Annotated in this window: 6 protein-coding genes; 1 reads left to right on the forward strand and 5 read right to left on the reverse strand. The window is 75.8% G+C overall.

The window, feature by feature from the left end; translation table 11 throughout:
- Nucleotides 1–9: 9 nt before the first annotated feature.
- Nucleotides 10–447: a roadblock/LC7 domain-containing protein gene (locus ACZ4M3_RS26190; RefSeq protein WP_453357547.1), complete on the reverse strand. Its 438-nt coding sequence runs from the start codon at nucleotides 445–447 to the stop codon at nucleotides 10–12.
- On the reverse strand, nucleotides 444–3,287 hold the full coding sequence (locus ACZ4M3_RS26195) for a nitrate- and nitrite sensing domain-containing protein (protein WP_467736587.1): 2,844 nt from the start codon (nucleotides 3,285–3,287) through the stop codon (nucleotides 444–446). Before ACZ4M3_RS26195 ends, ACZ4M3_RS26190 begins: the two co-directional genes overlap by 4 nt.
- 395 nt (nucleotides 3,288–3,682) lie before the next feature.
- Between ACZ4M3_RS26195 and ACZ4M3_RS26200 the strand changes: the two genes are divergently transcribed.
- Nucleotides 3,683–4,195, forward strand: a complete 513-nt coding sequence (locus ACZ4M3_RS26200) for a hypothetical protein (protein ID WP_467736589.1) — start codon at nucleotides 3,683–3,685, stop codon at nucleotides 4,193–4,195.
- A 104-nt stretch (nucleotides 4,196–4,299) separates the two neighbouring features.
- Here the strand turns inward: ACZ4M3_RS26200 and ACZ4M3_RS26205 are convergent, their stop codons facing one another.
- The 3 genes from ACZ4M3_RS26205 to ACZ4M3_RS26215 form a co-directional block, all read right to left on the reverse strand.
- Nucleotides 4,300–9,048 (reverse strand): hypothetical protein, encoded by a 4,749-nt coding sequence (locus ACZ4M3_RS26205; protein WP_467736591.1) that lies wholly within the window; start codon nucleotides 9,046–9,048, stop codon nucleotides 4,300–4,302.
- Between the two features lie 47 nt (nucleotides 9,049–9,095).
- Nucleotides 9,096–9,992 carry a hypothetical protein gene (locus ACZ4M3_RS26210; protein WP_467736593.1) on the reverse strand — a complete coding sequence of 299 codons (897 nt, stop codon included), beginning with the start codon at nucleotides 9,990–9,992 and terminating at the stop codon, nucleotides 9,096–9,098.
- Between the two features lie 835 nt (nucleotides 9,993–10,827).
- Nucleotides 10,828–12,366 carry a hypothetical protein gene (locus tag ACZ4M3_RS26215; RefSeq protein ID WP_467737026.1) on the reverse strand — a complete coding sequence of 513 codons (1,539 nt, stop codon included), beginning with the start codon at nucleotides 12,364–12,366 and terminating at the stop codon, nucleotides 10,828–10,830.
- Nucleotides 12,367–12,424 lie beyond the last annotated feature (58 nt).

Raw genomic sequence — 12,424 nt, forward strand, 5'->3', positions numbered from 1 at the left:
CCGTCCGTCTCACCCTCCGGCTGGCAGCCCGGAGCGCGGGGCGGTCGCCAGGTGGTCGCCGACGCGCTTGACCATGAGGGTCATCTCGTACGCGACCTGGCCGACATCGGATTCGGCGTCGGTCAGCACGGCCAGGCAGCTGCCGTCGCCGGCGGCCATCACGAACAGGAAGGCCTCGTCCAGTTCGACGACGGTCTGGCGGACGCTGCCCGACTCGAAGTGCCGGCCGACGCCCTTGGCCAGGCTGTGGAAGCCGGAGGCGACGGCCGCCAGGTGCTCGCTGTCCTCCCGGGTCAGGTCCTTGGAGCTGCCGGTGGGCAGTCCGTCGCCGGAGAGGACGACCGCCTTGCGGATGCTGCCGACCTTGTCGACGAGCTCGTCGAGGAGCCAGTTGAGCGGGCCGGAGCCGCGGCCCCTGGTGTCGTTGCCGGTCTGCGGTGCGGTCATCGACCGTCCCCTTCGTTCTCGGATCCGCGGCCCGGGGCGGCGGGGGTGCCGGCCTCGGCCTCGGACTGCTGCGGTGCGTGCTGGTTGCGGCCCGCCGTCCAGCCTCGCTGGAGGGCGGACATGCGCGTGCGTACGTCCTCCGCGTCCCGGTCGGTGACCGGGTTCGCGGCGGTGTCGGCCGGGGCGGCGGCCGGGGCGTTCTTGAGCTGGGGTGCCAGGTTGGCCTGGCGGACCCGGCGGGGCAGGCCGCCGGGTCCCGGAGCGGGCGCGCCCGGGGTCCCGGGCCGGGCCGCCTCCTCCGCCTGCCCGGGCCGGCCGACCATCGACACGGGGCGGGGCTCGACGCGCCGGCCGTGGTCGGCGACCAGGGTCGGGGTGGTGCGGCGGCGGGGCAGCGGGATCGCCCCCGGGGTGCGGGGACCGTCGGACTCCGGGCGCGGGCGCTCCGTACGGACCGGGCCGGTCGGGGCAGCGGATTGCCGGTCGCCGGCCGGGTCGGGGCCCCGCTCGCGGTGGCGTTCGCCGAGCCGGTCGCCCTTCCGGGCGGCGGAGCGCTCGGCCGCCCGGTCGGGGCCCGGCCTGGCCGTGGGGCGCAGGCCGAGCACGGCGCCCGGGATGCCGCCGGGCGGGGTCTCGTCGTCGAGGGTGGCCATCGGTGGGCGGCCGCCGACGCCGGTGAGGCCGGCGATCCCGGCGGCGGCCTCGTCCAGGACCCCGGGGTCCTCGTCCAGGCCGTCGGCGCCGTCCAGGCCGAGGACGCCGAGCGGGCCCTCCAGCTCGACGGGGCCGTTCAGCACCCCGGCGGGCAGCGGGCGGCCGGCCGGGGTGCCGCCGAGGGCGGCGGAACCGCCCTTGGCGGAGGCCATCGGCCGCGCCGCCTTGCCGGTCTTGGCGTTCTTGGCGTTCTTGAGCCCGTCGAGGCGGATGCCGGTGCCGTTGGTGTCGGGAGCGTCCGTGAGCAGCTCCGCCGGAAGGAAGACCACCGCGGTGGTGCCCCCGTACGGGCTCGGCTGGAGGACCACCTTGACGCCGTGGCGCCGGGCGAGGCGGCTGACGACGAACAGGCCCAGCCGGTCGGTGTCGGAGAGTTCGAAGTCGGGGGTCTCGGCGAGCCGGAGGTTGGCGTCGAGCAGGGCCTCGGGGGTCATGCCCAGGCCGCGGTCGTGGATCTCCAGGGTGAAGCCGTTGGCCACGCGCTCGCCGTGGACCTGGACCGCGGTGTGCGGCGGGGAGAACACCGTCGCGTTCTCCAGGAGTTCGGCGACGAGGTGGGTGACGTCGGCCACGGCGGGGCCCTCGATGCCGATCCGCGGGAGCCTGCGCACCTCGATGCGCTCGTAGTCCTCGACCTCGGCGACGGCGGCCCGTACGACGTCCATCAGCTGGACCGGCTTGCGCCACTGGCGGGAGGGGGCGGCGCCGGAGAGGATCACCAGGCCCTCGGCGTGCCGGCGCATGCGGGTCGTCATGTGGTCGAGGCGGAACAGGTCGGCCAGTTCCTCGGTGTCCTCGGTGCGCCGCTCCATGGTGTCGAGCAGGGTCAGCTGGCGGTGCAGCAGTACCTGGTTGCGGCGCGCGAGGTTGACGAAGACCTCGGAGACGCCCCGGCGCAGTTCGGCCTGTTTGACGGCGGCCTCGACGGCGGCGCGCTGGAGGCTGTTGAGCGCGAGGGCGACCTGGCCGACCTCGTCCTTCTCGAATTCGAGGCGGGGCGCCTCGGTCTCCACGTCGATCTGCTCGCCGGCCGCGAGGCGGCGCATCACGCTGGGCAGGCGGACGCCGGAGGCCTCGTGGGCGTCCTTGCGGAGCCGGGACAGGTCGCGGATGAGGTCGCGGCCGATGCGCACCGACATCACGAGCGAGACGGTCAGGGCGATGAAGCCGAGGATGCCGGCGACGGCGGCCTGGACCAGCACGTTCATGGCGACGGGCTTGACCCGCTCCTGGTAGCGGTCGCCGGCTGCGGTGTTCATGGCGGCGAGGTCGTCGAGCACCTTGCCGGCGGCGTCGTCCCACTGGGCGGCCGTGAGGGTGCGCGGGGGCTTGGCGGCGCCTCCGGAGATGAATCGTTCCTCCGCGTCGCGCAGCGCCTTGCTCTCGGGGCCGGCCCAGTACTGCTCGAAGACGTCGCGGTCGTCGGCGGGGAGGATCGCGAGGTTGAACTCGTAGAGCAGCGCCCGGTTGGCGGTGTAGTCGGAGACGGTCCGGATGTCGGTGGCGACGACGTTGCGGGCGGCGAGGGCGGAGGCGATGACGGCGTCCTCGCGGGAGAGCGTTTCGCGGGCGATGGTGACACCGACGAGGGCGCGGCCCTCCTTGTCCATCTCCACGTCCTCCAGGGCGTGGAGGTTCATGAGGAACTCGTAGCAGGGGTCGACCAGCCTGCTGTAGAGGTCCAGGGCCTGGCGGGGGGCGAGGCTGTTCTGGTCGACGGAGTGGCGCAGCGCCGCGATGCCGTGGAAGGCGTCGAGGATGGAGCGCAGCCGCTGCGCGTTGGCGGGGCTGAGCTGGTCGACGACCTTGGGGTTGGAGGCGTTCGCGGTGATGTCCTGGACGGCCGTGTCGGTGGCGGTCCGGCTCCTGGCGAGTTCGGCGGTGGCGGCCGAGGCGCGGGGGTCGCCGATGACGACGAGGGTCTGGCGGCGTTCCTTCTGCAGGACGCGGACGACGTCCTCGATGGGGTAGCCGACCTTGGAGATGACGGGCGCGACGCCGAGGAGCTGCACGGCCTGGCGGCCGGTGATGACGGTCGCGAAGCCCCAGAGGGCGGTCAGGGAGACGAGCGGCACAAGGAGCAACGCCACGATCTTCCGGCGGATGGACTTCCCGCGAAAGCGCATGGCCTCCCCAGCCTCCCCCAGGTCAACCCCGTTGCCGGGGGTCGGTGTTCCATCATTTCAAACGGCGTGAGCCTACTACTGCCCGGGAGCGGCTTCGAAGACCTGTCCGGACGTTTTCGGCCTGCTCCTCTTACGAAGATCATGAGTTGTCCGTTAGTTCCGGGCAAGTCCCGCCCGTTATGTGGCACATGACACCTCGTGGGGTGTCGGTTCCCACAATCGGATGGATGGCTGGAATTCTTCGCGCGGAGGCGGCTCGGGCCGGGAATCCGTCCCGGGATCCGGGAATCTCCAGGACTTCCCGATCGTCTGACTGAGAAGACGGTCGAAACACCACATGGGGGTATGAGGTGTGGGTAAGCAACGCGGACCGTGCGGTGGGGAGTGAGCGGACCATGAGCACGACGGACGACGCAGTGATGGACGATTCGGTGACGGGCGGCCCGGCGGGTGGCCCGGCGGCGGGCGACTCGCTGTACGGGAACCACAGCGGGGCCCGGGCGACTGCCACGAGGCGGTCGTTGTGGGTGGAGGAGCCGGCGCGCACGTACCGGATGCCCGACCCGGTACGGGCCTCGGCGGTACGGGCGGTGCTGATAGTGGCGCTGACCCTGATGCAGGCGACGGTGAGCTTCTTCCTGACGCTCACCGGCTCGTGGCTCGCGCTGCCGATGGTGCTCGGTGCGATAGCCGGGACGGTGGTGGCCACCTGGGCCGTGCTGGACGTGGTGATCACCCGGCAGATGTGGAACCAGCGGCACGGGGTCCTGTCCCAGCCGAGCAGCACCTCGCGCGGCCGCCGGGAAGATCGCCGGGGCGGCCGGGAGGCCCGCTCGGGGGCGCCCGGCCGGGTCCCCCGCATACGCCGGGCGGAGGGCGGCCGGCTGGCCGCCCACGGCCGGGGCTGACGGCAGGGCCGGGGCTGTCGGCAGGGTCGGGGCGGGGCGGCCGTCGGCCCGGCTGCCCTCCGCCCAGCCGCCCGGCGGCCGGCGCCCGGTGTCAGGCCGCCCGGTCAGGCGCCGGCGGTCGAGCGGCGGAACATGCGGGTCGCCGTGATCTCGCCGTGGATGGTCTCGCCGTCCGGGGACTGCTGCGGCAGACCGGGGCGCAGGTGCTCCTCGACGCTGATGTACTTGAGGCCCGCGCGCAGGTCGGCGTCGTTGCGCAGCCGGATGACCAGCGGGAACTCCGCCAGGGCCGTGGTGTCGAACAGACCGGTGGTGTAGAGCAGCTGGACGCCGAGCGCGTCGGAGACGGCCCGCTGCAGTTCCAGCAGGTAGGTGGCGTTCGCGCGGCCGATGGGGTTGTCAAGGAACAGCGTGCCCGCGTGCCGGTGCTTGTCGCGGCCGCGGTCGTTGCTGCGCAGCGCCGCCATGGTGCAGTAGAGGGCGATCGCGGCGGTGAGCAGCTGGCCGCCGGAGAAGACGTCGCCCATCTGCCCGACCGGCACCCGCTCGGCGCGCAGTACCGCGTCGGGCTTGAGGATCTCCACGGCGATGCCTTTGGGCTCCAGGGCCGCCTGGACCCCGCGCAGCAGCAGGGACATGCCGTCGCGCCGGCCTTCGCCGAAGGAGGCGGTGCTGTTCTTCTTGACGGCGGCGCGGGTGGCCTCGTCGATGACCTCGCCGAGCCGCTCGGTGAGGGTGGCCTGGTCGGGTTCCTCGAAGCGGATCCGGAGGAATTCCTGGCCCGACCACTCCCCCAGGCCCTCGGGGAGCTGGGAGAGCCGCTGGGCGGAGCGCAGGGTGGCCAGGGCGGATTCGACCAGGCCGCGCAGCCGGTCCACGATGCTGTCGCGGTTGCGCTCCAGCTGCGCGAGTTCGTCGGTGAGCACCCGCAGCCGGGGGGCGAAGGCGGCGGCCCAGGCCGCCGCGTGCTCCGGCAGGGCGGCGGCGGGCAGTTCGCGGATCTGCTGGCGCGCGGGGGTGCGTACCTGCTCGTAGCGGTTGGCGTTGGCGTGCCGGACCAGGATGTCGCTCGCCTCGCGGACGGCGGACTCGGCGGCCGACAGGTCGGCGGCGCAGCCGCGCAGGGAGCGGCGGGCCTCGGCGGCGGACTGGCGGGCCTCCTCCAGAGTGCCGCGGTGGGGCGCCGGCTCCTGCTCGTCCTCCTGCTGCGCGTGGTCGCGCAGCAGGTCCCGCAGGAGGGCGGCGGTCTCGTCGAAGCCGCCCGCCCCGTCCTCGGCGGTGCGGTGGGCGCGCAGCAGGTCGCCGTGGGCGGCGCGGGCGCTCTCGACGGCGGCCGTGTGGGCGGCGAGCTGGGCCGTGGCGGTGCGCAGCAGGCCCTGGGCGTGCTCGACGTCCCCGGGGACCAGCTCCTCGGGGAGGTCGGTGTGCGCCTCGCCTTCGGCGGGGGCGAGGCGTTCGGCCTCGCCGCGCAGCCGGCCGAGCTGCTCGCTCGCCGCCGAGGCCCGGGATTCCAGCATCTGTACGAGGGCTTCCGCGCGGGCGGCGGCGGCCTGCCGGGAGGGGCCGTCGGCGCCGTCGGTGCCTTCGAGGAGCTGGGCGGCGCGGGTGCGGACCTTGTTGGTGAGCCGGTCGAGTTCCGCGAGGGCGGCGCTCTCGTCGCTTTCGGCGCGGGCCTGTTCGGCGCGCAGGTCGGCGCCGACGCCGACCTTCTCGTAGAGCCGGGAGGCGGCGCGGTAGGCCTCGCGCAGGTCGGGCAGCGGGGCCTTGGGGGCTCCGTCGTCCTCGGGCAGGGGGTCGGGGGCGCCGGCGATGTCGGCGCGCTCGGCACGCAGCGCGCGGGCGGTGCGGCGGGCGTCGTCCGCGGCCCGCTGGGCGGCGCGGCGGTCCTCGTCGGCGGCGCGGGCGCGGTCCAGGCACGCCTCGGCTCGGGCCTCGGACTCGGCGGCCTCCTCGGCGAGTTCCCGCAGCCGGGCCTGCCAGCCGGAGCGCTCGCGCAGGCGGTGGGCCAGCCCGGCGAGGGCGTCGGCGGCGCGGCGGGCGCGCTGGGCGACGTCCTGGCGCTCGTCGCGGACCCGCGCGGCGTCGGCGGCGGCTTCGTCGGCCTCGGCGCGTACGGTACGCGCCTCCGCGAGTTCGGCGTCGCACTCCTCGGCGAACGAGCGGGCGGCCGCGGCGTGTTCCGCGAGTTCGGTGAGCCGGCCGGGCGGGCAGCCGGTGCGCCAGGAGGCGAGCCGGGCGGCGAGTTCGCGGTCGCCGGAGAGGCGGGCGGCCAGGTCCCGGATCTCGGTGTCCCGGGCGGTGGCGCGGGCACGCAGCGCCTGGCGTTCCGCGTCGGCGGCGTGCTCGTCGTGCATGGCCGGGTTCGGCGGAACGATGAAGATGCCGGAGTCGCCGGCGCCGTCGGCCGGGGGTACCGGGGCCAGCAGTGCGGCGGCCGTGCCGACCGCCACCGTGGAGCGGGGCAGCAGGGCGGCGCCGGAGAGGGCCTGCCGGGCGCGGGAGTGGGTGTCGGGGTCGGTGATGACGACGCCGTCGACCAGCTCGGGGCGGGCGGCGAGGACGGCGGCGTGGTCGGCGGGGTCGACGGACTGGGCGAGGTAGCGCCAGCCGGGGAGGGCGGGGATGCCGTGCTCGCCGAGGTACTCGACGGTGGCGAGCACGTCGGGGCCGGGCGGGAGCAGCCCGCCGTCGCCGAGGGCGCCGAGGATGCGGGCGTCGTCGGCGGCGGCGGTGCGCAGCTCGAACAGCTGGCGTTCGGCAGCGGCGACCTGGTCGGTGAGCAGGCTGTGCAGGTCCTCGGCGCCCCGGTCGAGGTCTTCGACGGTGAGCCCGTCGCCTCCCCCGCCTCCGGCGCTCGCGGGGCTGCCCGGTGCTGGGCGGGAGCCGGTGGCCGCCGGGTGTCCGGGCGCGCCCGGGCCCGCGGCGCGGGCGGAACCGGCCGGGGTGCCGGCTCCTGCGGGAGCCCCGGCCGTGCCCGTACGGGGCTGGGGGAGGAAGGTGGCGGGGGCCGGCGGGAGGCCGAGCAGCTCGGCCAGGCGCGGGGACTGCGCGAGGGAGGCCGCGGCCCGCTGCTCGGCGGCGTGGGCGGCCTCGGCGGCGTCGGCGGCGTCCGCCGCGCGGGCGGCGGTGAGTTCGGCGCGGGCTTCGGTTGCCGCGGCCTCGCGGGCGGCGTCGGCGGCGGCGCGGGCGGCCTCGCGGGACTCGTCCCACGCGGCGACGGCGCTCTTCTCGGCGTCGCTCGCGGCGAGGGCGGCGCGGGCCGGGTCGGCGTCGGGCGCCGAGTCGTCGAGCCAGCCGGCCCGTACCGCTTCGGCGGTCTCCTGCTGGACCTCCGAGAGCCGGGCGCGCAGGTGCTCGGCCTCGCTGCGGGCGCGCTGGGCGGCCGTGGCGGCGGCGGTGGCGTCGCGGTGGGCGGCTTCGCCTGCGGCCTGGAGGACGGCGGAACGCTCCTCCTCCTCGTTGGCCCGCGCCTCGCCCTGTTCGGCGGCGGTGTGCAGGGCGCGGACGAGGTCGGTGGCGGCCGTGGCGCGGGCGGCCAGGGCCGGGGCCGCGTCGCGCTCGGCCTCCAGGATGGCGGCGGCGACCCGGGCGGACCGGTCCGCGGCCGCCCGGTGGCGCAGTACGGTCTCGGCGGCCTGCCAGGCGGAGTGCAGGGTGCGGGCTTCGAGGAGTTCGCGGCGCTGGGCGGCCGCGGCCCTGTCGGCGACGGTCAGGGCCAGCGAGGCGTGCCGGTAGGCCAGTTCGGCGGAGACGGCGGCGCTGCGCTCGCGCGCGGATTCGGCGGCGGTCACCGCGTGGGCGGCGCCGGTCACCCGCTCGGCGAGTTCGGCGGCGCGGCCGCGTTCCTCGGTGGCACGGGCGGACAGCCGCCGGGCGAGGGTGCGGGTACGGCGTTCGGCGCCCGCGTGGACGTCGCGCAGCCGGGAGCGGGCCTCGGCCGCCTCGACGATCTTGGTGAGGAGCTCCACCGAGCCGGCGGTGAAGTCCCGTTCGGCCATCAGCTCGGAGCGGCGGCCGAGCTTGTTGCCGAAGCCGTGGACGAGGTCGGCGAGCCCGTCGGTGTCCCGGGTGTCGGTGACGGCGCGCAGCAGGAGGTCGGTGAAGTCGGAGTCCTTCTTGACCGCGAAGAGGCCTGCGGCCTCGCCCTCGTCGGCGTTCATCTCGCGCTGGTAGCGGAAGAGTTCGGGATCGAGGCCGAGGTCGGTGAGGTGCTCGTTCCAGCGGTCGTGGATCTCCTCCCAGACGACTTCCAGGTGCGGGTACGCCTTGCCGGCCTCGGTGATGGAGTCACGGAAGCCCTTCATGGTGCGGCGGCGACCCCGGGCGCCGGAGGCGCCTTCGACGGGCGGCCGCACGGCGGTGGCTTCGGCGACGGGCAGGTTGTCGAGGCTCAGGCCCGGCCCGGGGCGGAAGGAGTACCAGGCCTCCGCGAACTTGCGCGGGTCGTTGGAGACCTGGCGGCCGCGCCACTCGCTGACCTTGCCCACGACGACGCATTCGCCGGTCTGGGTGTGCTGCCACTCCAGGGCGACGTGGCCGCAGTCGTCGGCGAGCAGGAACTTGCGCAGGACGCCGGAGCTGGCGCCGCCGAGGGTGTTGCGGTGGCCGGGCAGCATCACCGAGAAGATCAGCTTCAGCAGGACGGACTTGCCGCCGCCGTTCTCCAGGAAGAGCACGCCGGCGGGCGCGGGCCGGCGGGGCGGCCCCGTCGGCTCGTCCTCGAAGAACTCCGCCTGGGCGGGCGCCGGGTGGGGCACCGGTTCGCCGACTCCGCGCAGGTCGAGCACGGTGTCGGCGTAGCGTGCGCCGGCGGGCCCGATGGAGTAGAGGCGGATCCGGGACAGCTCGTACATGGCGGCGGGTTCTCGCGGTCTCTCGTGGTGCGTACGGGGATCAGGGCTCAGGCGTGGAAGGGCAGGCCGGCGTCGGCGGCGAGCTCCAGGTCGTCGCCCTCGGGCGGCGGCAGCAGGGTGGCGGAGCCGTCGCTGACGGGGACGACGCCGAGTTCGAGGAGTTCGGCCATGGCCGCGCTGCCCGCCATGTCGCGGACCTGGAGCTGGTAGCGGGGGGTGGTGCGGTAGGTGCCGCCGGAGTCGTCGCCGGTGCGCTGGAGGAAACCGGATTCGGTGAGGAAGGCGGCGGCCTTGCCGACGATGCCGGTGGTGGAGCCGGCCAGCCGGCGGGCGTCCTTGGTGGCTCCGGTCGCGCTGCGGCGGGCGTAGACGCGCCAGGCGGCCTCCAGGCCGGGGGCGTCGGAGGCGGGGTCGGTGTTCTCGCCGAGTTCTTCGGCGCGCTCCTCCAGGCGGCGGCAGGTCTGCCGGACGAAGGAGTCGACGCCGTTGACGGTGATCCGGCCGATGTAGCCGTCGTCGGCGAGGTCCTCGGGGCGGGGGAAGGCGAGGGCGGCGACGGCGAGGTGGGCGAGGCCGTGCAGGAAGCGGTCCCCGCCGTCGGCGGCGGTGCGGCGGGCGTAGTCGCCCATCCGGACGGCGAAGACGGAGTCCTCGTCGGCGGCCACGGCCATGCCCGCGCGGGGCGACACCTCCAGCACGACGAGTCCGAGACCGGTGGCGACGGCATCGGCGAGCCGGCCGAAGGCGGGGTCCTCGCGGTAGCGGCGCAGCAGTTCGGCGTACTCGGCGTCGCGGGCGGGGAGCAGCTTGGGCTGGAGCCCGAAGGCGACGAGCCGGGCCGCGTCGGCGGCGTCGGCGGGCGTCACGGCCGCGGCACCCGGCGCCGGGCTCACGGGCGCGTCGGGCTCGCCCCACGCGGGGGCTTCGGCGGGGTGGTCGCTCACGGGTGGTGCCTTTCGTGGTGTGCGGTGGTTTCGGCGGCGAACGGCGGGCTGCCCGCCCCGCGCCGCTCCCGGCGGGAGGCCGGCCGGGCGCCGGGCGCGGTGCAGGGGCCGGACGACGTACCGGCCCGGACCGGTCCGCGACGCCCGCCGACGGGCGCCCGTCCGCCATCGGGGACGGGTCTTGCGCCCCCGTCCAGGCGGCGGCGCTCGCTGTGAGGCACCCGCCGGGCGCCGGGAGCGGAGGACGTACCGCCGCCGGCCAGTCCGCGACACCCGCCGAGAGGCGCCGGCGGGGCGCCGGGGGCGGTGCGGGGGCCAGAAGACGTACCGCCTCCGACCGAGCCGCGACACCCGCCGACGGGGGTCCGCCGGGTGCCGGGGACGGCGGTCACGCCGCCTCCGTACGGTCGGCCGCGCCGCCCGTACGGAGCCACCCGCCCGGCGCCGGGGACGGAGGACGTACCGCCGCCGGCCAGTCCGCGCTGCTCGCGCTGGGGCGTCGGCCGGGCGCCGGCGGCGGTGCAGCCGCCGGAGGACGATCCGCAGCGTGGACCGCGCCGCACGCCGAAGGGGGTCGGGCGGGCGCCGGGGACGGAGGACCTGACGTCTCCGACCGGTCGGCAGCATCGCTCGCCGAAGCGCACGGGCCGCGCGCCTTGGACGGCGGTCGTGCCGCCTCCGTGCGGGCGGCCGCGCCGCTCGCCGAGAGGCACCGGCCGGGCGCAGGGAGCGGAGGACGTACCGCCGTACTCGCCGAGGGGCGCCGGCCGGACGGCGGGGGCGGAGGGCGTACCGGCTGCGGTCGGGCGGACGGGCCGGGCGGTGGGGGCGGGGGTCATGACGCCTCCGTGCGGGCGGCCGTCATGGCCGCGGCGTCGAGGAGGGCGGTGCCGACGATCAGGTCGGCACCGCCGAATTCGGGGTCGTCCAGCTCCGTCCCGTCGTCCACGGCGAACAGCAGCCGTTCCTCCCCCTGCCGGTACGCCGTACCGACCGCCGGGCTCGCCGCGTGCACGGCCAGCAGCGCCACCAGGTACGGCAGTTCGGGATCAGCGCGCCGGGCCTCGGCCAGCAGGCCGGACAGCCGGCGCGGGGCGTCGTGCGGGAGGTCCAGGAGCACCATGACCGCGGCGAGCTGCTCCTCGCTGAACCGGCTGTCGTCCGGGGTCGCGATCAGGTCGGGGTCGGGCATCTCCACGCCCAGGTGCTCGCGCTCCACGGGCGGGGTCAGCAGGATCTCCACCAGGTCGGCGACCCGCACCGAGACGGGGGTGCGCAGTCCGGTGCCCCGGGCGAAGAACGCGTCGGTGACCCGGGCGGCCTGTTCCAGCGGCAGCGGCAGCACCGGGGCGATCAGCTGCCCGTACAGGTCGATGCCCGAGCGCGGCGCCGGAGCCGCGAAGGCCTGCCGGTCCTGTTCGGCGCGGAACAGCGGGCCCGCGTCCAGCAGTCGCGACTGGAGCTGGGTGTGCCGGCGGATGCAGTCCTTGACGATGTCGACCAGCTCGGCGGCGCGCCGCTTGTTGTCGGGGTCCTCGGCCTCGTCGCGGGCCTTGCGGATGTTGGTGAGGATGGCGTTCTCGTGCCGGTAGCGGTCGGCGACGTGGTCCAGGGCCTCGGCGATCATGTCCGGGACGGCTTCGAGCCAGTCCACGGCCCGGACGTTGCGCCGCGTCGCGTCCAGCGTCCGGCGCAGGGTCTCGGCGTACTGGACCGTGCGGTAGCGGGCCTGTTCGGCGGCGAGTTGGGCATCGGCGAGCCGGCCGCGGCTGATCAGCACCTCCAGCTTGACCTCGGCGGCGATCTGCGCGCTGGTCACGTCGGTGTCCAGCGCGCCGACGAGCACGTTCACGGCCTCGTCGGTGGTGCGCAGGTAGACCGCGCCGCCGTAGCCGGGGACTTCCTCGATGAGCTTGAAGTCGTAGTCCCTGCGGACGTAGACCCCGTCGGGGCCGAACGTGCCGTAGATGGCGCGGAAGCCCCGGTCCACGCTGCCGACGTTGATCAGGTTCTCCAGGACCCAGCGCGCCACCCGCTCGTGCTCGGCGGCGGGCCGGCCGGGGGCCTGGGCGGCGACGCGCGGGAGCAGCCGGGCCACTATCTGCTCGTGGTCCGCGCCGGTGTCGAAGTCCATGTTGAGGGTGACCAGGTCGATCGCGGCCAGCGCGACCTCCGCCATCGCGTAGACCCCGTACTCGCCGGCCAGATTGGCCTTGCGGACGTCGAGGTCGTGCAGCGGGGCGGTGCAGGCGAGGGCGCGCAGCCGCCGCGCCAGGCCCTCGTCGGCGGCCGGGCCCGGCGCCGGGGAGGTAAGGGGCTTCGCCGGGGCAGGGAGAGTCACGACGGAAAGACTAGGCGCTGACCCGGACAACATCCCAAACGGCACGGTTCGGCCGGATCCGCCCCGGGCCCCGGGTGCCGGGCGCGTCGTG

It is taken from the genome of Streptomyces sp. NPDC026522 (assembly GCF_055567555.1).